This window comes from Embleya sp. L77 (assembly GCF_055557415.1).
This window is the reverse complement of the sequence record NZ_CM145709.1, coordinates 3,835,143-3,856,930: the sequence shown is the minus strand read 5'-3', so window position 1 is coordinate 3,856,930 and position 21,788 is coordinate 3,835,143. Positions and strand designations below refer to the sequence as shown.

Below are 21,788 nucleotides of genomic sequence, written 5' to 3'. Positions count from 1 at the left end.
CGAGCCAACGAACCCGCCGACCCCGCCGACCCCGCCGACCCCGGCGACCCCGCCGCCGAGAATCCGACGAGGCCGCCGGGTCAGACCGCGACCGCGGCCACCCGGTCCTTGTCGAAGTCGAGGTCGAGCATCCGGATCGCATTGCCCCGGATGATCTTGTAGACCGTCTCCTCACCCAGTCCGGCGAGGTGCTCCTCGGCGATCTTCTTGGTGTGCGGCCACGTGGAGTCGACGTGCGGGTAGTCGGTCTCGAACGTGACGTTGTCCTCGCCGATCACGTCGAGCGAGTTCACCCCGTGCCGGTCCCGGAAGAAGCAGGCGAACATGTTCCGCCGGAAGTAGTACGACGGCGCCTCGGGCAGCACCTCGCCGGTGACCGCCCAGGCGCGGTGCTCCAGCCAGACGTCGTCCATGCGCTCCAGGGCGTACGGGATCCAGCCCATCTGACCCTCGGAGTAGGCCAGCTTGATCTTCGGGAACCTCGCCGGGACGCCCGCGAAGATGAAGTCGGCCATCGAGGCCATCGCGTTGTTGAAGCTGAGCGACGCCTGGACCGCCGCGGGGGCGTCCGGCGAGGCGGCCGGCATCGTCGAGGACGAGCCGATGTGCATGTTGATCGTCACACCGAGGTCCGCACAGACCTCGAAGAACGGGTCCCAGTAGCCGGTGTGGATGCTGGGCAGACCCAGAAACGCGGGAATCTCGCTGAAGCACACGGCGGTGACGCCCCGCGCGCGATTGCGCTTGATCTCCTCGACCGCGAGCTGCACGTCCCACAGCGGGATGATGATCAGCGGGATCAGCCGACCCCCGGAGTCGCCGCACCACTCCTCGACCATCCAGTCGTTGTAGGCGCGCACGCACGCGAGCGCGACCTCCTTGTCCGCGGCCTCCGAGAAGGTCTGACCGCAGAACCGCGGGAAGGTCGGGAAGCACAGCGAGGCCTCGACATGGTTGACGTCCATGTCCTTGAGCCGCTCCACCGGGTCGTACAGCCCGGGGCGCATCTCGCCGCGTGTGATGCCCTCGAGGGTCATCTCGTCGCGACTGAAGCCGACGGCGGCGATGTTGCGCTTGTACGGGAAGCGCAGGTCCTCGTAGAACCACCAGTCGGCGGGCGGACCGTCCGGGTCGGTGGTGATCTTGTAGCTCGCGCCGGTGTACTCGAGCGTGCCGATGCCGGTGGTCACCGGCTTGGGTCCACGCTCGTGGTACTTCTTCGGCAACCAGCGCTCGAACAGGTGTGCCGGCTCGATGACATGGTCATCGACGCTGATGATCTTCGGCAGTTCACCGAAGGAGTTTCCGGACTGCGTGGCAGCCTGTCCGGGCTGGTTGGTGCTCATCGGCCCCTCCCGCTCACTGAAATCTGATGGACCGTCAGATTTAGCGTAATCTCTGGGCCGAGGGAACCACAAGCTGACTCAACGTCAGGAGAATCACGGATGGCCCTGCGTCTCGAAGAACTGATCGCCCCCGCACACACCGCGTTGGTCACCCAGGAATGCCAGAACGGGGTGATCGGCACCCAGGCGGTATTCCCCGCACTGACCGAGCACACCCGAGAGCTGATTCCGGCCGTCGACCGACTCGCCAAGGCCGCCCGCCGGGCCCAACTACCGGTCGTGCACTGCCTCGCGGTGCGCCGGCCGGACGGTCTGGGCGCGAACGCCAACGCCCGGATGTTCGGCGCCGCGGCCAAGTCGCCGATCCTCCTGGAGCCGGACTCACCCGCCGCGGCGGTGGCCGACGGAATCACCGTCGAGCCCTCCGACCTGGTGCTTTCCCGCTATCACGGGCTCGGCCCGATGGCCGACACCGGACTGGCCGCCATCCTGCGGAACCTGGGCGTGCGCACCGTCGTGGGCGTCGGCGTCTCCCTCAACGTCGGCATGCTCAACTTCGCGATGGACGCGGTCAACGCCGGATTCCAGTTCGTCGTTCCCCGCGAGGCGGTGGCCGGATTCCCGCCCGAATACGCCGAGGCGGTGCTCGCGAACACCTTCAACGCGATCGCCACAATCACCACGGTGGACGCCGTACTGGCCGCCTGGAGCTGAAACCTGATGCCCCGTCACGGCATAGCTGACGGGGCATCAACGCAGCTTCGACCGGGCTCCGGCCGCAGCCGAATTCCCGCGATCCCGCGATCCCGCGAACCGGCGAACCCGCGAACCCAGAACCCGCGAACCCCGAATCGGCGACCCGGCGGACCGTTGGACCGGCAAACAGGTGACCCCGCGGACCGGCCGGCGGCGCAGCGGAAATCGCCACGGGCTCCGTCGACCGACCGTCAGTCAGCGAGCGGGCGTCCAGGGCTTCTTGTCGTATTCCTCGCGCAGCTTGAACTTCAGCACCTTGCGCAGCGTCTCGTTCCGAGGCAGCGCGTCGACCAGTTCCAACTGCTCCGGAATCTTCTGCGTCATCAGACCGGACTCGCGCAGATACCCGACCATCTCGGCGAATTCCAGGTCGGCCTCACCGGGTTGCCGCTCGACCACGGCGCAGACCCGCTCGCCGCGCTCGCGGTCGATCAGGCCGATCACCGCCGCGTCGGCGACCTTCGGGTGGGCGAAGAGCAGGTCCTCGATCTCGCGCGCCGAGATGTTTTCACCCTTTCGGATGATCACGTCCTTGAGCCGACCGGTGAGCGAGAGGTGCCCGTCGGTCCGCAGCCGGCCCAGGTCACCCGTACGGAAGAAGCCGTCCTCGTCGAACGCGTCGGCGGTGAGCGCCGGGTCGGTGTACCCCTTGAACACCATCGGCCCGCGCAGCCGGACCTCACCCTCCTCGCCGGCGTCCGCGACCGTCCCGTCGGCCCGGACGATGCGCACCTCGATGCCGCTGACCGGCTTGCCCTCGGTGTACGAGCGCTGGTCCTCGGAATCGTGCGGGCCGCCCTGGGCGATCATCGGGACCTCGGTCATCCCGTACCCGTGGCACAGGATCGCCTGCATCTCGTCGCGCACCTCGGCGACCAACTCGGGCGGCTTGGGCGCTCCGCCGCCGGAGACGATCCGCAGGGTCGGAATGATCTTCTCGCCCGGCTGCTTGCGCTGCTCGTTCAGGAACGCCACATAGAACGCGGTCGAGCCGCCGACCATGGTCACGCCGAGCCGCTTGTACACGGGCACCACGCCCGCCGGGTCGAAGTTCTCCACGATCACGGCCGGGAAGCCGGAGGCGAGCACCGTGACGATGTAGTCCGGGCCCGCGATGTGCGCGTACGGGAAGGCGATCGAGCCGACGTCGGTCTGCGACATGTCGAGCGCGACGGCCAGGCCCTTGCCGCCCGCGAGCAGCGTCGAGTCGCTGTGCTGGACGCCCTTGGGGTCGGACGTGGTCCCGGACGTGTAGTAGAGCCAGCGCACCTCGTCGCCGTCGGTCGGCGCGGGCGGCAGGTCCGCCGGGTCGCCCTCGGGCAGTTCGTCGTACGCCACGAGCACCAGCGGCGGCTTCGCCAGGTCCTTCGCGAGCGCCTCGCCCATCGCGAGGAACTCGAAGCCCTTCCAGCTGTGCGGGCACAGGAAGAACTCGGCATCGGTCTGCCGCAGACAGAAGCCGACCTCCTTCTCCCGGTAGAACGGGATGATCGGATTCTGCACCGCGCCGAGCCGGGCCAGCGCGAACGAGACCACGATGGACTCGATCCGCGTGGTCAACTGCCACGTCACACGGGTGCCGGCGGAGACGCCGAGCGCGTGATAGCCCGCGGCCACGCGCTCCGCCCACGCCTTGAACTCACCGAAGGTGACCGTACGGTCCTCCGGGTCGAGCAACATGGGCACATCGGGAGTCGCCGCCGCGCGGCGCTCCACCAGCTCCCAGAGAGTGGTGGCGTCGTAGATCGGGTCAGACACGTGTCCTCCGCGCGGGAAGCCGGGGCCGGGGGTGCGGCGCCGGGGCATGGCGAAGCCAGAGCCCAGGCGCTGACCTGACGGTACGTCAGAAGCTTTGCGGGAAGAAAGACTTCGCGTGGTCACGCGCATCACAAACGGGTCGTTCGCGACCTCGAACGGCGCTGGCCAAGCAAGGCAGGACTGCCTAACCTGGGTCGGTACCACCAACCCCGGGGGCCACATGTCGCCATTTCGCCGGGAGCGCCCACCGGTGTGCCTGGGCCCGCTCGCGAGCTTCCCCGAGGACGTCCCGAAGCGGATCGGCAACAGCCCGCCGCTCGCAATCCTGCGCCACGGCGACACGGTCCACGTCTTCGAGGACCGCTGCCCACACGCCGGCGCCATCCTCTCCCGAGGCACCCTGACCGGCGAACACCTGACCTGCCCGGCGCACGCAGCCACCTTCGAGATCGCCACGGGCCGCTCCCTCGGCCCCCTCGACTGCCGCCCGCTGCGCACCTACACCGCCTGGCTCGAAGACGGCCTCCTCTACCGCTCCCCCACCCCCCGCCCCACCCGCAAGGCCCACCGCACCCCCTGCCCGACCCCCCAGCAAACCCCGGACCCCGGCTAGGCCGCACCACCGGAGCCCCTCGTCGATCGGCTCTTGGTGACGCACGAGACCGAATCGGCCCGACCTGCATTCGAGGCCCACTCGGTCCGGCCCGGCGTATGAGGCCACGTAGCCCGGCCGGCGCACGAGGCCGCCCCAGCCGACCCACCCGCTAGACGTCCGCGGAACGCACGCCGGCCCGCCAGCGCCGTGTGCGGCCAATCGACGGCTCAACCCGAAGCCCGCTCCGCCGAAAAGGCCGCGCAGCCCTGGGCCCATGCCCCCGACAGATCCGCCTCCGGCGGAAACCGCCCGGCCAACTCCAGCGTGACCATGCCGTGCGCAAACCCCCAGACGGCCCGCGCAGCGTCCGTATCCCCACCCACAGCCCGCACGAGCGGCCCCGCAGCCCGGTCCTCCAGACCCGCCGGCAGCGCCGCGCGATCCAACGGCTGCCCACTCATCAGCCGGTACAGATGCGGATGCGCCAGCGCGTAGGCCCGATACGCCCCCGCCAAGGCCACAATCGCCCCCTCTCCCCGCACCACATCGGCCACGCCGCCCACGCCCGGCGCAACCCTCGCGCTCGGCGCAACGCCTGCCTCGACCGCCTCCAGCGCCTCGGCCAGTTCGGCCATCCCCTGCGCGATCAGCGCGTTCTCCACCGCGGACTTGTCCGGAAAGTGCTTGTACAGCGACGGCGCCTTGATGCCGATCCGCTCCGCGATCCTCCGCATCGACACCGCTTCCGGACCCTCCGCCTCCAGCAGATCCCGCGCGGCACCGACGATTTCACGGGCCCTGGCGCTGATCGGAGGTGACGACACGTCAGTCATGCTTGCGGAATCCTTCCGGAGTGCGCAGTCCGTACCCGGCGGCACGGTCCATCGCGATGTGGGTGAGCCAGCCGAGGCCGGCGGTGAACAGGGGCGGCCACACGATCGGCGTGACGGTGTACCCGACCAGGAGGATCAGCGGGACCCAGGCCCGGTGCAGTGCGTTGTAGAACGGCACCGCCCGCGGCTGAAGCCGACCCGGCTCGTGCGTACCGTCCCGCGCCGCGTCCTTGGCCCCGATGAACATGGTCAGGTCGGGCAGCACGAAGAAGAGCAACGCCGCCGCCGAGGTCGCGAATCCGTACTTGACGCTCTCGAACACCGCGAAAGCCGCCAGGAACAACGTCAGTACGATCCACGCCCCGCGTCGCATCGACCGAACCACGGCCGAGCCGCCGATTCCCGTGTACTCGATGGTGCTCATGCCGCCGCCTCCGCCCGCCTGTGGCTAACAATGTTAGCCGCTTCGAGCTCCATCATTCGGCTAACACCGTTAGCCGTCAAGCCCGACAACGCACCCGAACCCACGGACACCGCCCACCGCCCACCGCCCGTCGAAGCGCCCACCCGGCACCGACTCCCGCTCAGACCCGCCACATCCTGCCCAGCACGGCCGATCCGGCACCACCGAACACCCGGTCGTCAACATCGGCTCGACCGCAAAGGGTCGCTTCCAGCGCCTCGTAGTTCTCCCATGAGCGGGCCGAATAGAGGATTTCCGTCTTCGTCGGCGAGCACAGCCAGATCCGACCCGCGTCCGTCAGTCGATCCCATTCGTGCTCGACCGCGGGCAACGCCGAACGAAGGCACTCTTGTCGGCCAGGAAGTTCAATCCCATACTCGCTTCTCGAACTCGGGATCCAGCATCTCCGCGAAGGCGCCTGCCTGCGACATCTCCTTGAGACGTCGCCGCGCGGCCTTGGCTCCCATCTGCCGCAACGCCTCGTTGACCGTGTCCTTCTTGCTCGTCGTACCGAGTTCCTCCGCAGCAAGCCGAAGCAGGCGCTCGTCGATATCGACTACGGTCCGTGTCACGCAGTCAAAGCCTCTCCCATGCGGCGTCCCGCCTCCCCGAACCGTCACCCGATCCCACCACCCAGCACCTCGCGAAGTCGCCTCGCGAACGCGCGCGGGTGGGTCAGGTTGCCGTTGTGGCCGCCGGGGAATTCCGCCGCGTCGACCCCTACGAGCGCCTCCAGCGCCACGGCGCAGCGGCGGGTGAACACGCGATGCAACGTGGTGGCACCTCGGCCGGGGACGATGCGGGTCGTCGTGGAGCGCAGCGCCGTGAGCGGCAGTGTGTCGTCGACCACCGCGGGGAACTCCCGGCCGATGAAGAAGTCGAAGTTGGCCATCCGCCGCTCGTTCATCGGCTGCGGGGTCAGGTCCGGCTCGCGCTCCTCGATCCCCGGCTCGATGCCCAGGTGAGCCGTGATCGCGGGAAACGCGGCGCCCAACCCGTCCCGCTCGTGAATCTCCCGAATCGCCGTCAACTCGCCGCGGTGCGCGTCGCGTTCGGAAGCGGAGAGCAGCCAGGGCGCGACCGGTTCGTGCGCGATCAACGTATGCAGCGCGTCCGAGTGGGTCGCGGCCACGCGCAGCCCGATCAACGCGCCCATGCTCAGCCCCAGCATCATCGCGGGCCGATCGGTGAGTTCGGCCAGCAGCCGTGCCGCGTCGTCGGCGTGGTCCTCGACGGTCACCGGCGCTGCCGGATCGACCAACGTGCTGCGGGAGAGCCCGCGCCGGTCGTACGTCACCACGGTGTAGTCCGCGACCAACCGATCGACCATGTCCACGCTGCGCCCGGCATCGCCCTCGCCGCTCTCCCCGATCAGCAACAGCGGCCCGGAGCCGCGCACTTCGTAGTACAACTCGGCGCCCGGCACGGACAGCGTGGCACCGACAGTGAGTTTCGCGGCCATGAGATTTCCCCCGAGAGGTCGTGCGGAGTCGTTCCGAGCCATTCCGACGCGTTCGAGCCATGCCGACTCTTCGAGTCGCCCCGAATCACCCCGAGCCTGCCAAGCCGGTGCGGCGCGGACCCGGGTCGGGCCGACGACCACCATAATCCATCGAATTCGATACATCAATAGCGATGTATCTATCTCGATGTATCATCAGGCATGACCTCACCCACGCCGCCCGCGACCACCCCCATGACCCCCGTCGAGCTCTTCCTCCTCGGCCGCACCCTCATGAAGATCGGCGAGGACGCGCTCCCCACCCCCCAGGCCCGCGCAGACGGCACCGACCGCCACCCCGGGGGCGTGCGCTCCGTGCTGATCACCCTGAGCGACATCGTCGCCCACCCCGACAGCGCCATCGGCGAGATCGCCCGCCGTACCGGCCTGCCGCAGAGTCAGGTCTCCACCGCCGTCGCCCGCCTCAAGGAGGCCGGCTCGGTCGAAACCGCCCAGGACCCCACCGACCGCCGCCGCCTCCTGGTCCGCGCGGCCGACACCCCGTCCCCCAGGGTCACCGAGGCCCGAGCCGCGGGTATCGAGGAAGCATTGGCACGCGCGCTGGCCACAACCGACGAGCAAGTGGTCACCCAAGTCACCGAAGCGCTGGCTTTGCTCGCCCGATACCTACCGCCCACAGTCGTAGTCCGGCCAGGGTCCTGACGCCCGATCAGCGAGCAGTGATCTCCGGTTCGATCGTGAAACCCTTGAGCGGCCCCACGTGAATGGAAACGGGCGTTCCCTGTGCAACCCGCATCTCGGACGTGTAGTCGCCCCTGTCGGGCTCGGGATCCGCGAGCACGGTCACCGTCCCCGAGCCGTCGAAGTCGTCAACGATGACGTACACCGCGATTCCGGCACTCGCGTATGCGCGGCGCTTGCGTCGACGATCACGGTCACCGGCCTCACTTCCCGGCGAAACGACTTCGGCAACCAGCACCACACCGGCAATATCCACGCCCAGACCGTCCGCGTCGGGCGCCTCGTCCGGATCGTCGGGAGCAACGAAGACGTCCGGGATGTAGACCTTGCGACCGTCCACGACGTTCCCGTCTTGGAAGGCCGACATCTCGTCGGCTTCAAGGTATCGATCCAAGGCTCGTCGTAGTCGGTTCGCGACCACAGCGTGTCGACGGGAGCCCGTGGGAGACACCTCGATGGCTCCTTCGATGATCTCGGCACGGAACCCGTCGGGCGGAGTCATCGCCTTCCAGGTCTGCCACAGATACTCATCGAGATCGCCGGGCGGTGAAGTAGTCACCATCGGCTCATGCGTCGCAATCGTCATCGGGAAACCCCCCCACCCCAGTGTGGGTCACGGTCGCCGGTAACGGACAGGTTCCCGACGACGGTATGCGGCGCCTCGGTCGACGAGCTCCGACTTTGCCGGCCACCACCCGAACGAGTGATCCACTACCGCAACTTCCGCGCCACCTCGGTCGCCCAGTACGTCAGAATCGACGACGCCCCCGCGCGCTTGATCGAGGTGAGCGTCTCCAGCATCACCCGGTCCCGGTCGATCCAGCCGTTCGCCGCCGCCGCCTCGACCATCGCGTACTCGCCGCTGACCTGGTAGGCCGCCACCGGCACGTGCACCTCGTCGGCGATCCGCCGGACGATGTCCAGGTACGACATCGCGGGCTTGACCATCACCAGGTCCGCGCCCTCGGCCACGTCCAACAGGACCTCACGCACGGACTCCTCGGCGTTGGCCGGGTCCTGCTGATAGGTCATCCGGTCGCCCTGGAGCGAGGATTCGACCGCCTCGCGGAACGGACCGAAGAAGCCCGACGCGTACTTCGCGCTGTACGCCAGGATCGACACGTCCAGGTACCCCGCGTCGTCCAACGCCCTCCGGATCACCCCGACCTGACCGTCCATCATGCCGCTGGGCCCGACCATGTGCACGCCCGCGTCGGCCTGTACGACGGCCATCCGCGCATACGCGTCCAACGTCGCGTCGTTGTCGACCGAGCCGTCCGCGGCCAGCACGCCGCAGTGCCCGTGGTCGGTGAACTCGTCCAGGCACAGGTCGGACATCACCACCGCGTCGGCGCCCACCTCGGCCACCACGTCGCGGATGGCGACCTGGAGCACACCCTCGGGGTCGAAGCCCGCCGAGCCGAGTGCGTCCTTGACCGTCGGGATGCCGAACAGCATCAGCCCGCCGACCCCCGCCGCGACCGCGTCGTGCGCGGCCTTGCGCAGCGAGTCGCGGGTGTGCTGGACGACGCCCGGCATCGAGGAGATCGGCACCGGCTCACGCGCGCCCTCGCGCACGAACAGCGGCAGGATCAGGTCGGCGGGATGCAGTCGGGTCTCCGCGACCAGGCGGCGCACCGCCGGGGACGTGCGCAACCGCCGGGGGCGGTGCGCGGGAAACCCTGACGATGCGTCAGCCTGGTACGACATCGGAACTCCACGGCCCTTCTCGCCGGAAACATCCCGCGTCCCGGAACAACCGAGACCCGGAGCCATCCCGAGCCTCGACTACTTCCCGGGGCCCGGAGCCATCCCGAGCCTCGACTACTTCCCGGGGCCCGGAGCCATCCCGAGCCTCGACAACTCCCGGGGCCCGAAGACATCCCGAGCCCGGAAACTCCCGAGCCCGAAGACATCCCGAGCCCGGAAACTCCCGGAACCCGGCAACACCTGAGACCTACTTGGCCTTCCTTCGCGACCCCGGCCGCCGCTCGCTCGGGCGGGTGACCGGGTCACCTGCCTCGACCATAGCCGCGCGCCGCGCCGTACCGAACTCCGCGAGCGCCTCGGCCAGCGCCGACACCGACGGCTCGGGAGCCATCACGTCCACGCGTAGACCGTGTTCCTCGGCGGTCTTCGCGGTCGCCGAGCCGATACACGCGATCACCGTCACCGCGTGCGGCTTGCCCGCGATGCCGACCAGGTTGCGCACCGTCGAGGACGACGTGAACAGGACCGCGTCGAAGCCGCCGCCCTTGATCGCCTCGCGGGTGTCCGCCGGCGGCGGCGCCGCGCGCACCGTGCGGTACGCGGTGACGTCGTCCACCTCCCAGCCCAGCTCGACCAGCCCGGCCACCAGCGTCTCGGTGGCGATGTCCGCGCGCGGCAGGAACACCCGGTCGATCGGGTCGAAGACCGGGTCGTAGGGCGGCCAGTCCTCCAGCAACCCGGCGGCGGACTGCTCGCCCGACGGCACCAGGTCCGGCTTGACGCCGAACTCGACCAGTGCCCGCGCGGTCGCCTCGCCGACGGCCGCGACCTTGATGCCCGCGAAGGCCCGCGCGTCCAGGCCGTAGTCCTCGAACCGCTCGCGCACCGCACGCACGGCGTTGACCGACGTGAACGCGATCCACTCGTAGCGGCCGGTGACCAGGCCCTTGATCGCCCGCTCCATCTGCTGCGGCGTGCGCGGGGGCTCGACCGCGATGGTCGGCACCTCGTGCGGCACCGCGCCGTACGAACGCAGCTGCTCGGAGAGCGTGACCGCCTGCTCCTTGGTGCGCGGAACCAACACCTTCCAGCCGAACAGCGGCTTGGTCTCGAACCACGACAGGGTGTCGCGCTGGGCGACCACCTCGCCGACGACCACCACGGCCGGCAGCGTGATCTTCGCGGACCGCACGTCGGAGGCCACCTGGGCGAGCGTGCTCACCAGGGTGCGCTGCTCGGTGGTGGTGCCGTTGACGGTGACCGCGACCGGCGTGGCCGGCTTGCGACCCCCGGCGACCAGTTCCTGGGCGATCTCGGCGATCGAGTCGAGCGCACCGCGCAGCACGAGCGTGCCGTCGACGGAGCCGACCGTGGCCCAGTCGATCGAGGCCTCGGCCATGTCGAGGACGCGCACGCCACCACTGCCCTTGGCCGCGTGCAGCGGGATGCCCGCGTACGTGGGAACGGCCGTGCTGACCGGGACGCCCGGGACGACCTCGAAGACGATCTTCGCCTTCGCCACGGCCGTGACCTCGTCCGTGACCGACTGGTCCACGCACGGGTCACCCGCCACGGCCCGGACGACCTGCTTGCCCGATCGCGCGGCGGCCACGACGACCTTGGCCCGGGCAACGGCCGACAGGAGTTCCCCGTCGTCACCGGTCACCGGGTCGAGGACCTCGACGCCGCTCTTGCAGTGGAACAGGACCTGGCGCAGCGTCGCCTCGTCGGCGACCACCACATCGGCCTCGGCCAGCACCTCGATGGCCCGCAGTGTGAGCAGTCGTGGATCGCCGGGACCGGCACCCACAAAGGTCACGATGCCGCTGGGCTTCTTCTTCGCTCTGGGGCTCAAGGGACGCGCTCCCCCATCAAACCGGAGGCCCCTCGGGCGAGCAGTTCGGTCGCGAGTTCGCGACCGATCTTCTGCGCCTCGTCGAGGGTTCCGGTGGCGGACAACCGTACGCTGTCGGTGCCGTCGACATTTGCGACTACGGCCCGCAGGTACAGCTCGGTGACCTGCTCGCCCTCGGCGACCTCACAGAGGGCGCCGACCGGAGCCGAACATCCGGCTTCCAACACGGCGAGCAGCGTGCGCTCGGCCAGTACGGCGGCTCGGGTGTCCGAGTCGTCCAAACCGGTGAGCAGTTCGACGAGGGCGGCATCGTGTGCCGCACACTCGACGGCCAATGCCCCTTGACCGGGGGCAGGCAACATGTGGAGCGGATCGAAGGTCTCGGTGACCTCCTCCGCACGGCCCAGGCGGCCGAGGCCGGCCTTGGCCAGGACGACGGCGTCGAGTTCGCCGGACGTCACGAAGCCGATCCGGGTGTCGACGTTGCCGCGGATCGGCACGATCTCGTGGCCGAGCCCGAGCAGCAACAACTGCGCGGCGCGGCGCGGCGAGCCGGTCCCGATCCGGGATCCGGCCGGCAACTCGGCGAGCGCGAGCCCGTCCCGGGCCACCAGCGCGTCGCGCGGATCGTGCCGCGGCGGGATCGCCACCAGGGTGATCCCCTCGGGCTCGCCGGTCGGCAGGTCCTTGAGCGAATGCACGACGAAGTCGACCTCGCCGGCCAGCAGCGCGTCGCGCAGGGCGTTGACGAAGACGCCGGTGCCGCCGATCTGCGTGAGCTGCTCGCGCGAGGTGTCGCCCTGCGTGGTGATCTCCACGAGTTCGACGGCCCGGCCGGTCAGCTGTGTGACGGCCTCGGCGACGTGCCCCGACTGGGCCATCGCCAGCTTGCTGCGCCGGGTGCCCAGTCGCAACGGTGCTTCGGTCACGCCACACCTTCCACTGCGTCGGGGGCGTCCGCCCGGCGGACCACCTCGGGGGTGCCGGGGTCGAGATCGAACAACATCCGCAGCGCGTCGGCGTACGACGAGCCGCCGGGCTCGCCGGCCAACTGCTTGACCCGCACCGTCGGCGCGTGCAGCAGCTTGTCCACCACGCGCCGGACGGTCTGCTCGACCTCGGCGCGCACCCGGTCGTCCATCTCCGGAACCCGACCGCTGAGCCGGTCCAGCTCGGCCCGGACCACGTCCGAACCCATGCTGCGCAGCGCCACCACGGTCGGCGCGACCTGCTGGGCCTGCTGGGCGGTCGCGAACGCCGCGACCTCCTCGCAGACGATCTTGCGCACCAGGTCCACGTCGGCCTCGCCGGCCGAACCGGCGGAGACCTCGGCGAGCCGTTCCAGGTCGATCAGCACGACGCCGTCGAGGTCGCGCACGCGCGGGTCGATGTCGCGCGGCAGCGCCAGGTCGATCAGCACGAGCGGCTGTTCGACCCCGCGCTCGCGGCGAGCCGCGAGCACCGCCTCGATCTCGTCCCGGCCGATCACCAGACCGGCCGCACCCGTGCAGGAGACCACCAGGTCGACCGAGGCCAGCGCGTCCGGCAGGGCGGACATCGGCACGGCCCGACCGGCCACCGACTCGGCCAGGTGTTCGGCCCGCTCGTAGGTGCGGTTCGCCACCACGATGTGCCCGACGCCCTCGCGGTGCAGCGTCTTGGCGGCCAGCGCGCTCATCGAACCCGCGCCCACCACGAGCGCCCGGCACCCCTCGACCGGGCCCATCGACTGCTCCGCCTGGGCCAGCCCCACCGTCATCAGCGAGCGGCCGGCCTGGTCGATGCCGGTCTCGGTGTGCGCCCGCTTGCCCACCCGCAGCGCCTGCTGGGTGAGTTCGTTGAGCACCCGACCGGCGGTGCCGTGGGTCTGCGCGAGCGCCAGCGCGGCCTTTATCTGGCCGAGGATCTGTCCTTCGCCGACGACCATCGAGTCGAGTCCGCAGGCGACCGAGAACAGGTGCTGGACGGCGCGGTCCTCGTAGTGCACGTACAGGCACGGGGTCAGCTCGGACACCGGCACGCCGGTGTGCCGCGACAGCAGGTTGCCCAGCTCGGTGACCCCGCCGTGGAAGCGGTCCACGTCCGCGTAGACCTCGACCCGGTTGCAGGTCGACAGCAGCACGGCCTCGCCCACCGGTTCGGCCGCGATCAGGTCGTGCAGCAGCGCCTCCTGGGCCGTCCCGGTGATCGAGACCCGCTCCAGGAGAGCGACCTCGGCCGTGCGGTGACTCAGACCGACCGCCAGGACACTCATGGTGTCTTCCTACCGTTGTTCGCCGTGTTCGCAGGCGCGACACCCACGCGACAGCCGGTCACGCGGGCATCACCTCGGGAAGGTCGCCGCGTTCCCCCGGCTTCGAGGGTCGCGCCGGAACCGGTCCCGCGACGGGATCGAGACCGGATTTGCGCTGTTCGTGGAAGGCCAGGATCTGCAGTTCGATGGACAGATCCACCTTGCGCACGTCCACGCCCTCGGGAACCGAGAGCACGGTCGGCGCGAAGTTCAGGATGCTGGTGATCCCGGCGGCGACCAGCCGGTCGCACACCTCCTGCGCGGCCGGCGCGGGCGTGGTGATCACGCCGATCGACACGTGGTCCTCGCGCACGATCTGCTCGAGGTCGTCCATGTGCCGCACCGCCATGCCCGCGATCCGCTGACCGGTGACCGCCCGATCGGCGTCCAGGAGCGCCGCGACGCGGAACCCGCGCGAGGCGAACCCGCCGTAGTTGGCCAGGGCGTGACCCAGATTTCCTATGCCGATGATGGCGACCGGCCAGTCTTGGGTGAGCCCGAGTTCACGCGAGATTTGGTACACGAGATACTCGACGTCGTAACCGACACCACGGGTGCCGTAGGAGCCGAGATACGACAGGTCCTTGCGCAGCTTCGCCGAATTCACCCCGGCGGCAGCGGCGAGTTCCTCGGACGAGACCGTGGGAACACCCCGCTCCGACAGCGCGCTGAGCGCCCGGAGGTACAGCGGAAGCCGCGCCACCGTCGCCTCGGGGATGCCACGTCCCCGCTGCGCCGGTCGCTCGGTACGCCCTGTAGCCACGCTGCTCCTGTGGGTGGGACCTGGGATTTCGATTGCCAGGTTAGGCTTTTGTGAACGTACGCACAAAGTAGGTGTCCGATTTGAGCGCCTGTCGTGATGCTCATCACGCCTTGGTTCCGATTCGGAGCGTGAACTCGGTCACACGAGGTGACGTTCGGGTGGTCCATGCGTAGTCGTGATGTCCGACCGCGCACGACCCCTTACCGTACGTGTCGCCGAGATTCCCTCCGCCGGCCCCCCGCCCCGCGCTCGGCCGCGGCCGAGGAGCGCGACCCGTTCAGCCGCCCAGGGCTCGGCGCAGCCGCCGCTCGTCCACCCGCCAGAAATCGTGTTGTTTCCCGTCCACCAGGGTCACCGGGATCTGTTCCCAGTATTTGTGCTGGAGCTCGGTGTCCTGGGTGATGTCGACCTCCGTCCAGGTCGCGCCCAGTTCGCCGGTCACCCGTTCGATGACGACACGGGCGTCGTCACACAGGTGACAACCGGGCTTGCTGAGCAGCGTCACGGTGCGGGTCGCGGCGTCGGGGCGGCGGCGGAAGAGATTCACGTCCTCGATTGTCACCCGTCGGGGCGCCGGCCAGAAGGCCGCTTCCGGTCCGGGTCGATCCGGCCGCGGCACCGCGCCGAGCGCATCGCGCTTCACCGACACGGCGCGGCACCGCAAGACAGCCGCCACACACCTGCAATACGCGCCGACTACGCTCGGCCACATGGTTCTCTTGCGCCGGCGATCGACGACCAAGAACACCAACGACCGTGCCGTGCGGGCGGGCGAGGCCGCGGCCGCGGCCGCCCACGCGAGCGCCCCGCCACGCGCCCCCGGCGAGGACGGCCTGCCCCCGCGGATCGGCGCCGCGTTCTTCGACCTGGACAACACCGTGATGCGCGGCGCGTCGATCTTCCACCTGGCCCGCGGCCTGTACGCCCGCCGGTTCTTCGGCGCCCGCGACATCGCCCGGTTCGGCTGGCAGCAGGCCCGGTTCCGGCTCGGCGGCGAGCACATGGGGCACGTGGGCGACGCCCAGGAGGCCGCGCTGTCGTTCGCGCGGGGCCACACGGTCGAGGAGATCCGGGTGATCGGCGAGGAGATCTTCGACGAGTGCATGTCGGACAAGATCTGGCCGGGCACCCGAGGATTGGCCCAGATGCACCTCGACGCGGGCCGTCAGGTGTGGCTGGTCACCGCCGCACCGATCGAGATCGCCACCACGATCGCCGGCCGACTGGGCCTGACCGGCGCACTGGGCACCGTCTCGGAGACCCGGGACGGGGTGTACACCGGCCGCCTGGTCGGCGAACTGCTGCACGGCGAGGCCAAGGCGGAGGCCGTGCGCGCCCTCGCGGAGCGTGAGGGCCTGGATCTGACCGCCTGTTCGGCCTACAGCGACTCGGCCAACGACATCCCGATGTTGACCCTGGTGGGCGATCCGTGCGCGGTCAATCCGGACGCCCGGCTGCGCCGCCACGCCCGGGCGTACGGGTGGCGCGTGAAGGACTACCGCACCGGTCGCAAGGCCGCCCGGATCGGTCTGCCGGCCGCCGCCGGGGTGGGTGCGGTCGCGGGTGCGCTGGTGGCCGGCACCGCGGTGCGCCGCCGGGTGCCCGGCCGGATCTGAGCGGACCGGCAAAATCCCCGCACACCCCCTGCGACCTGCGACGAGGGGGTCGTTTCGGGCTGCCCGGGGCGCCCGGACGACGGCAAGTTGTCCGCATATAGCACACCTGACCCGGGACAACCCGGCAAACACGCAAAGAGCACACAACAGCGGTCCATCCCGGTAGCTTCACAACGCCGATGGGCACACTTGGTATCCCTTCCTTTACTAAGCGTTACTCTCGATCGGCGCACAGCGGTATCCAAGTTCCCTACTATGGGTGATCGATTCCGCACCGAACGTAATTACCGCTGAAGCAACAGGGAGTCCCGTGCACCGAATCGTCCGGGTTGACGTGTCCGGGCTGGCGACACTGCGTGCGGCGGTGTGCGCGAGCTTTGCCCCCCCGTCCGTAGGCTTCGCCGCCACCGCCGGTTACGGAGCCGGGGTCTGTTACGCGACCCCGGCCCAGCCCGTGGGCTTCGCCCTCGCGTCGCGCGCCGGCACCACCGAACCGACCCGTCCGACCCGAGGCTCCGGATACACCCGGGGACCGGGTCCGGACGGCGAGGCCCGCCGCATCATGGCCCTCGTCGAACTCGCCCAGGACGGCGACGGCGACGCGTTCGCCCAGCTGTACGACAACTACTTCGACACCGTCTACCGGTACATCTACTACCGGGTCGGCGGCCGTGCCGTCGCCGAGGACCTGACCAGCGAGACCTTCCTGCGCGCGCTGCGCCGGATCGGCACCTTCACCTGGCAGGGCCGCGACTTCGGCGCGTGGCTGGTGACCATCGCCCGCAATCTGGTCGCCGACCACTTCAAGTCCAGCCGGTTCCGCCTCGAAGTCACCACCGGGGAGATGCTCGACGCCAACGAGGTCGAGTCCAGCCCGGAGGACTGCGTGCTGGAATCGCTGTCCAACGCGGCCCTCCTGGACGCCGTGCACAAGCTCAACCCCCAGCAGCAGGAGTGCGTGACCCTGCGCTTCCTACAGGGACTCTCGGTCGCGGAGACCGCACAGATCATGGGTAAGAACGAGGGGGCGATCAAGACGTTGCAATACCGCGCCGTACGGACGCTCGCAAGGCTCCTGCCCGAGGACGTGCGGTGAATCACACTTCCGTAACCTTCGGGGTCTGCGGCTCGTTCTCCCGGATAGCGACCCCCTTCGGGGATCGTTGCGGCGGGGAGCCGCCCTGTGGCCCCCGACCCGGAGACTTCCCTGGACGGACATCCGGGGAGAGGAGGTGCGGCCTGTGAGCATTGCGGCCCTGGATCGGCGACCCGCGAACGCCTTCGCGCGAGCCCTCGACGAGAACGACCGCAACAACCGATCGGCAGAGCCTCTGCCCGCGCTGGTCCCGCTGTTGCGGACCGCCGAGCTGCTGCGCGATCGGTCCGAGTCGGCACCGGTACCGAGCACGGACTTTCGAGCCGCGCTACGGCAACGACTGCTGGACGAGGCCGCGGCGCTGCCCGCGACCGAGGGTGCGGCCACCGTGCCCGCTCCCCGGGGCGCGCATCGCCGCAAGGAGCTCGCCGCCCCGCCGCGCACGGTGCGCTGGCGTCGGCGCGCGGCCATCGCGGGCGCGTTCGTGGTGGCCGGCGGCGGCGGCCTCGGCGGGGTGGCCTATGCCAGCTCCGACGCGTTGCCCGGCGACATGACGTACGGCGTCAAGCGCACGGTCGAAGACTTCAAGATCTCGCTCGCGGACAACGACCACGAGCGCGGCGAACGCTATCTACAGCAGGCCGAGACCCGGATGGGCGAGGCCGAACAACTGCTCCGGCGCGCCGGACGCACGCCCACCGACAAGGCGACGGTGCGGCACCTGCGGCAGGTGCTCGACGACTGGCGCGACGAGGCCGACAAGGGTCGTGAGCTGCTCACCGACCACTTCCGCAAGAGCGGCAGCGACGGCTCGATGCGCAATCTGGCCGACTTCGCCCGCGCCGGCCACGAGCGCATGGACCGGATCGGCGACCGGCTGCCGCCGGAGCTCTCCTCCGAACGCGACCGGGTCCGCACCCTGCTCACCGCGATCAACGAGCAGGTCGCCCCGATCGCGGGCACCGCCCCCGGCAAAACCTCGTCCGTGCCCGCCGACGGTGGACGCACCGGCGGCTCGCCGGCCGCTCCCGGCACCCACCCGGGCGGCGACGCACCCGGCGCCGAATCGCAACCGGTCGCCCCGCAACCCCCGGCGGGCCCGGGCGGCACCGCGGCGAACGGCGCACCGCAGCCGAACGGCTCGGCGGCGCCGGGGGGTTCCGCACCGCGGCAACAACCGCAACAAAACGGCGGCCTGCTCCCGGGGCTGAACATCCCACTCCTCGGCGGCACACCCGCGGAGAGTCCCGCCGCCCGATCCGGCGGCGCGGACACCACCCCGACCCCGGCGAAGACGCCCAAGGGTCAGATCCTCCCGCCGCTGCTGCCCGGTCTGCCGGGCATCGGGCTCAACCTGCTCGGCCCCGCCGAGGAGGATCCGCCCGGCTGAGCCGGCACCCCGGCTCGACCACCGGCGACGACGCGAGCGGCTCGTGGACACCCGTCCACGAGCCGCTCGCGTCGTCCTGCGCCGGAAGCGTCGCTCCCGGCCCGCAACGCCCCAGGTCCTAGAAGAAGACCGACCGACGCTGCATCAACAGCCGGTAGATGGTGTGCTGGATGGTCTCGCGCACCTCGTCGGTGAGGTTGAAGACCACCATCGGGTCGTCCGCCGCCTCCTGCGCGTACGTGTCGGTGCGGATCGGCGCGCCGAACTCGATCCGCCACCGGGTCGGCAGCGGCACCAGGCCGAGCGGGCCCAGCAGCGGGAAGGTCGGGGTGATCGGGAAGTAGGGCAGGTTCAGCAACCGGGCGAGCGTTCGCACGTTGCCCACCATCGGGAAGATCTCCTCGGCGCCCACGATCGAGCACGGCACGATCGGCACCCCGGTGCGCAGCGCCGCCGAGACGAAACCGCCCCGCCCGAAGCGCTGCAACTTGTACCGCTCGCTGAACGGCTTGCCCAGGCCCTTGTAGCCCTCGGGCCATACGCCGACCAATTCGCCCTTCGCGAGCAGGCGTTCGGCATCGGCGTGGCAGGCCAGGGTGTGCCCGCTCTTGCGCGCCACCGACCCCACCAGGGGCAGCTGGAAGACCAGGTCGGCGGCGAGCAGCCGCAGATTGCGCCGGCCGGGGTGGTGGTCGTGCACCGCGACCTGGGTCATCAGCGCGTCCACGGGCAGCGTGCCGGAGTGGTTCGCGACGATCAGCGCGCCGCCCTCGGCCGGGATGTTCTCCAGGCCGCTGACCTCGATCCGGAAGTACTGCTCGTAGACCACCCGCAGCGCGGCCATCAGCTTGTCGTTGAGCTCGGGGTCGAAGCCGAACTCGTCCACCTCGTAGTCGCCGGCGATCCGCCGGCGAAGGAAGGCGAGCCCGTCCGCGGCCTTGTCCTCCCAGCCCGGTCCGGCCACGCCGTCCAGCAGCCCGGCGGCGGCACCGCCCACGACCCCGCCGACCGCACCCGCGAGCGACCCGAGCAGCGAACGACCGCTCCCCGGCGCCCGCCTGGGCCCCGGGCCCGCGCCTTCCGCACGCTCGCGGACCGGCCGCTCCCCGGTCGGGTGCTCGTCGGCCGCACGCTCCCCGGTCGGGCGCCCCTCGATCGAGCGCACCGGCACCTCGCCCTCGACCGGCTCGGGCACCCGGACCGCCCGCGCGGGTCGGGTGGGCCGTCGCCCCGACCGGGGCGCGGGCGTCCGCGCCCCGGAAGCGGCACCGTCGAAGGGAATGATCCGGGCGTCACCCATCGGGGCTCCTCCTGGTGAGCAGCAACGTGGCGAGTCGATCGGGCACCTGGGCCAGGCGCCTCGGGTCGAACAAGCCGGCCGAATGTCGACCCCAGGCATAGTCGGCGAGCGTCTCGGCCGTGTTCCTGGCCGCGACGAAGCCCAGTTTCTCCCGGGCACGCGTGGGGTCGACCACACGCCCGTGGGTGAGCAGCCGCACCTGCTCGGCGGACAGGTGCACCGAACCCGCGCGGCGCAAACCCTGATTGACCAGTCCGATCGCGGCGGCAGGGAAGGGCATCACCGGTCGGCCCAGCCGACGGGCGGCCTGGGACAGGAACAGCACGCCCTCGGCGGCGATGTTGTAGGTGCCCGGCCGATCGGCCAGCACGGCGATCCGCAGCGCCTCCAGCAGGTCGTCCTCGTGCACGAACTGCAGGCGCGGGTCGTAGCCGAGCACGGTCGGCAACACCGGGAGACCGAAGTAGGAGCCCATCGGCGAATCGGTGCGCGGCCCGAGCTGCGGCGCGAACCGCAGCACCGTGACCGCGACATCCGGCCGACGCCGGGCGAAGCCGCGCACGTAGCCCTCGATCTCGACGGCGTCCTTGGCCCAGCCCGCGGAGGGCTGCACGCGCGGTTCGGTGTCCTCCGCGAACAGTGCGGGGTCGCGCGGCGAACCGCCGTAGACGGCGGTGGTCGAGCGCACCACGAGGCGGCGGATCGACGGCGCCTTCTGGCAGGCGGCGAGCAGCTGCATGGTGCCGATGACGTTGGTCTCCTTGACCGAGACCGCGCCGCCCTGGGTCGGCGGCGCCTCGCTGGGGCTCAGGTGCACCACGGTGTCCACCGCCGCCGACGCGACCACCTTGGCGATCATCGGGTTGCGGATGTCGGCGAGCACGAAGTCCACGCCGTCGGGTTTGCTCGCGGGCTCGACCATGTCGACCCCGATCACCCGATCGACGCCCGGCTCGTCGCGGATCATCCGCACGAAATCGGCCCCCGGGTCGCCGGCTACACCGGTGACCATGACGACACGTCCCATGCTGTGCCTGCCCCCGCCCATGTTTGCTCGCAGGTGATCGCCATGCAGCCGAGTGGTTACGGAACGCATACGCGAGATGACAAGTTCCAACGTATCCGTCCCGACTACCCACCGGGCGCGCGTTTACGAGGCGTTCACACCGACTCCGTCCATCCGGGTGCCGGGACATCCGCTCGCCACGCCCCGAAACGCACGACGACCGCCCGACGCGTCCCCCGAAGGGAAACACGACGGGCGGTCGCCCAAGGCTTCAGCGGCATACGCCGGTGGGATGCCTACTTCTTGTTGCGACGCTGCACACGCGTCTTCTTGAGAAGCTTGCGGTGCTTCTTCTTCGCCATGCGCTTGCGACGCTTCTTGATGACAGAGCCCACCGACAACCCTCGCTCACGTGACGTTCCTACCGCGCGGAGCCGGATCAGCCCGCACAACTGGGGGCCAGCCTACTCGCCGCCCCGGCCCACCTCTAAACGAGGCGGTCCGTAATGCCCCTCCTACGCTGTTTCCACGTAGGAGTCTCGCAGGTAGTCGTGGACGGCCTGCTCCGGAACTCGGAAGGACCGACCAACCCTGATGGCCGGCATCTCGCCACTGTGGACCAGGCGATACACCGTCATCTTGGACACCCGCATCACCGCGGCCACCTCGGCCACGGTCAAGAAGTTGACCTCGTTGAGAGGCCTCTCTCCAGAAGCCATGACGCACCGAACCATTCAGCACGCGTCGGGCGCCGGCTTCCCCTCCGGCGACTGCCACACGCACGTGCGTCCCTCCAGAGTAGTGG

General features: G+C 70.1%; 24 protein-coding genes. 6 read left to right on the top strand and 18 right to left on the bottom strand.

Going from position 1 to position 21,788, the window contains the following annotated elements; all coding sequences use genetic code 11:
* Window positions 1–80 precede the first annotated feature (80 nt).
* The gene (locus tag ACZOOI_RS16495) at window positions 81–1,346 is read right to left on the bottom strand and encodes an amidohydrolase family protein (protein ID WP_465276586.1); all 1,266 of its coding nucleotides are present in this window, start codon (window positions 1,344–1,346) and stop codon (window positions 81–83) included.
* A 99-nt stretch (window positions 1,347–1,445) separates the two neighbouring features.
* On the opposite strand from ACZOOI_RS16495, the gene ACZOOI_RS16490 reads away from it, so the two are divergent.
* Window positions 1,446–2,060: an isochorismatase family protein gene (locus ACZOOI_RS16490; protein WP_465276585.1), complete on the top strand. Its 615-nt coding sequence runs from the start codon at window positions 1,446–1,448 to the stop codon at window positions 2,058–2,060.
* A 237-nt stretch (window positions 2,061–2,297) separates the two neighbouring features.
* On the opposite strand, the gene ACZOOI_RS16485 is transcribed toward ACZOOI_RS16490, so the two are convergent.
* On the bottom strand, window positions 2,298–3,860 hold the full coding sequence (locus ACZOOI_RS16485) for a class I adenylate-forming enzyme family protein (RefSeq protein ID WP_465276584.1): 1,563 nt from the start codon (window positions 3,858–3,860) through the stop codon (window positions 2,298–2,300).
* A 220-nt stretch (window positions 3,861–4,080) separates the two neighbouring features.
* Here ACZOOI_RS16485 and ACZOOI_RS16480 point away from each other — a divergent pair, with 220 nt between their 5' ends.
* Window positions 4,081–4,473: a Rieske (2Fe-2S) protein gene (locus ACZOOI_RS16480; RefSeq protein WP_465276583.1), complete on the top strand. Its 393-nt coding sequence runs from the start codon at window positions 4,081–4,083 to the stop codon at window positions 4,471–4,473.
* Between the two features lie 209 nt (window positions 4,474–4,682).
* Here ACZOOI_RS16480 and ACZOOI_RS16475 read toward each other — a convergent pair whose 3' ends face one another.
* The 5 genes from ACZOOI_RS16475 to ACZOOI_RS16455 form a co-directional block, all read right to left on the bottom strand.
* The gene (locus ACZOOI_RS16475; protein ID WP_465276582.1) at window positions 4,683–5,288 is read right to left on the bottom strand and encodes a TetR/AcrR family transcriptional regulator; all 606 of its coding nucleotides are present in this window, start codon (window positions 5,286–5,288) and stop codon (window positions 4,683–4,685) included.
* On the bottom strand, window positions 5,281–5,712 hold the full coding sequence (locus tag ACZOOI_RS16470; protein WP_465276581.1) for a DUF4260 family protein: 432 nt from the start codon (window positions 5,710–5,712) through the stop codon (window positions 5,281–5,283). Before ACZOOI_RS16470 ends, ACZOOI_RS16475 begins: the two co-directional genes overlap by 8 nt.
* Window positions 5,713–5,872: 160 nt before the next feature.
* Window positions 5,873–6,082: a PIN domain-containing protein gene (locus ACZOOI_RS16465; protein ID WP_465276580.1), complete on the bottom strand. Its 210-nt coding sequence runs from the start codon at window positions 6,080–6,082 to the stop codon at window positions 5,873–5,875.
* Window positions 6,083–6,116: 34 nt separating this feature from the next.
* Window positions 6,117–6,323 (bottom strand): type II toxin-antitoxin system VapB family antitoxin, encoded by a 207-nt coding sequence (locus ACZOOI_RS16460; RefSeq protein WP_465276579.1) that lies wholly within the window; start codon window positions 6,321–6,323, stop codon window positions 6,117–6,119.
* A 44-nt stretch (window positions 6,324–6,367) separates the two neighbouring features.
* Window positions 6,368–7,213: an alpha/beta fold hydrolase gene (locus tag ACZOOI_RS16455; RefSeq protein WP_465276578.1), complete on the bottom strand. Its 846-nt coding sequence runs from the start codon at window positions 7,211–7,213 to the stop codon at window positions 6,368–6,370.
* Between the two features lie 201 nt (window positions 7,214–7,414).
* On the opposite strand from ACZOOI_RS16455, the gene ACZOOI_RS16450 reads away from it, so the two are divergent.
* Window positions 7,415–7,915, top strand: coding sequence for a MarR family transcriptional regulator (locus ACZOOI_RS16450; protein ID WP_465276577.1), 501 nt, complete (start codon window positions 7,415–7,417; stop codon window positions 7,913–7,915).
* 7 nt (window positions 7,916–7,922) lie between these two features.
* Here the strand turns inward: ACZOOI_RS16450 and ACZOOI_RS16445 are convergent, their stop codons facing one another.
* From ACZOOI_RS16445 to ACZOOI_RS16415, 7 genes are all read right to left on the bottom strand, one after another.
* The gene (locus ACZOOI_RS16445; RefSeq protein WP_465276576.1) at window positions 7,923–8,540 is read right to left on the bottom strand and encodes a Uma2 family endonuclease; all 618 of its coding nucleotides are present in this window, start codon (window positions 8,538–8,540) and stop codon (window positions 7,923–7,925) included.
* Window positions 8,541–8,665: 125 nt separating this feature from the next.
* Window positions 8,666–9,664, bottom strand: a complete 999-nt coding sequence (hemB, locus tag ACZOOI_RS16440) for a porphobilinogen synthase (protein WP_391586485.1) — start codon at window positions 9,662–9,664, stop codon at window positions 8,666–8,668.
* Window positions 9,665–9,911: 247 nt separating this feature from the next.
* Window positions 9,912–11,519, bottom strand: a complete 1,608-nt coding sequence (locus ACZOOI_RS16435) for a bifunctional uroporphyrinogen-III C-methyltransferase/uroporphyrinogen-III synthase (protein WP_465276575.1) — start codon at window positions 11,517–11,519, stop codon at window positions 9,912–9,914.
* Entirely contained in the window at window positions 11,516–12,448 is a 933-nt protein-coding gene (hemC, locus tag ACZOOI_RS16430; RefSeq protein ID WP_465276574.1) for a hydroxymethylbilane synthase, read from the bottom strand. Before hemC ends, ACZOOI_RS16435 begins: the two co-directional genes overlap by 4 nt.
* The gene (locus ACZOOI_RS16425; RefSeq protein WP_465276573.1) at window positions 12,445–13,773 is read right to left on the bottom strand and encodes a glutamyl-tRNA reductase; all 1,329 of its coding nucleotides are present in this window, start codon (window positions 13,771–13,773) and stop codon (window positions 12,445–12,447) included. The genes hemC and ACZOOI_RS16425 overlap by 4 nt, the downstream gene beginning before the upstream one ends.
* A 58-nt stretch (window positions 13,774–13,831) precedes the next feature.
* The gene (locus tag ACZOOI_RS16420; RefSeq protein ID WP_355534206.1) at window positions 13,832–14,575 is read right to left on the bottom strand and encodes a redox-sensing transcriptional repressor Rex; all 744 of its coding nucleotides are present in this window, start codon (window positions 14,573–14,575) and stop codon (window positions 13,832–13,834) included.
* 277 nt (window positions 14,576–14,852) lie between these two features.
* On the bottom strand, window positions 14,853–15,122 hold the full coding sequence (locus tag ACZOOI_RS16415; protein ID WP_465276572.1) for a glutaredoxin family protein: 270 nt from the start codon (window positions 15,120–15,122) through the stop codon (window positions 14,853–14,855).
* 163 nt (window positions 15,123–15,285) lie between these two features.
* Here ACZOOI_RS16415 and ACZOOI_RS16410 point away from each other — a divergent pair, with 163 nt between their 5' ends.
* The 3 genes from ACZOOI_RS16410 (at window position 15,286) to ACZOOI_RS16400 (ending at window position 18,677) form a co-directional block, all read left to right on the top strand.
* Window positions 15,286–16,191: an HAD family hydrolase gene (locus ACZOOI_RS16410; RefSeq protein WP_465276571.1), complete on the top strand. Its 906-nt coding sequence runs from the start codon at window positions 15,286–15,288 to the stop codon at window positions 16,189–16,191.
* Window positions 16,192–16,501: 310 nt separating this feature from the next.
* Window positions 16,502–17,287 (top strand): ECF subfamily RNA polymerase sigma factor, BldN family, encoded by a 786-nt coding sequence (locus ACZOOI_RS16405; protein ID WP_391586478.1) that lies wholly within the window; start codon window positions 16,502–16,504, stop codon window positions 17,285–17,287.
* A 145-nt stretch (window positions 17,288–17,432) separates the two neighbouring features.
* Complete coding sequence (locus tag ACZOOI_RS16400) at window positions 17,433–18,677, top strand: DUF5667 domain-containing protein (RefSeq protein ID WP_465276570.1); 1,245 nt, start codon at window positions 17,433–17,435, stop codon at window positions 18,675–18,677.
* 118 nt (window positions 18,678–18,795) lie between these two features.
* Here the strand turns inward: ACZOOI_RS16400 and ACZOOI_RS16395 are convergent, their stop codons facing one another.
* The 4 genes from ACZOOI_RS16395 to ACZOOI_RS16380 form a co-directional block, all read right to left on the bottom strand.
* Window positions 18,796–19,977, bottom strand: coding sequence for a lysophospholipid acyltransferase family protein (locus tag ACZOOI_RS16395; protein ID WP_465276569.1), 1,182 nt, complete (start codon window positions 19,975–19,977; stop codon window positions 18,796–18,798).
* Complete coding sequence (locus ACZOOI_RS16390) at window positions 19,970–21,004, bottom strand: NAD-dependent epimerase/dehydratase family protein (protein WP_465276568.1); 1,035 nt, start codon at window positions 21,002–21,004, stop codon at window positions 19,970–19,972. Before ACZOOI_RS16390 ends, ACZOOI_RS16395 begins: the two co-directional genes overlap by 8 nt.
* A gap of 275 nt (window positions 21,005–21,279) precedes the next feature.
* Entirely contained in the window at window positions 21,280–21,378 is a 99-nt protein-coding gene (locus tag ACZOOI_RS16385; protein ID WP_012854759.1) for a 30S ribosomal protein bS22, read from the bottom strand.
* A 120-nt stretch (window positions 21,379–21,498) separates the two neighbouring features.
* Entirely contained in the window at window positions 21,499–21,702 is a 204-nt protein-coding gene (locus tag ACZOOI_RS16380) for a helix-turn-helix domain-containing protein (protein ID WP_020549639.1), read from the bottom strand.
* Window positions 21,703–21,788: the final 86 nt, after the last annotated feature.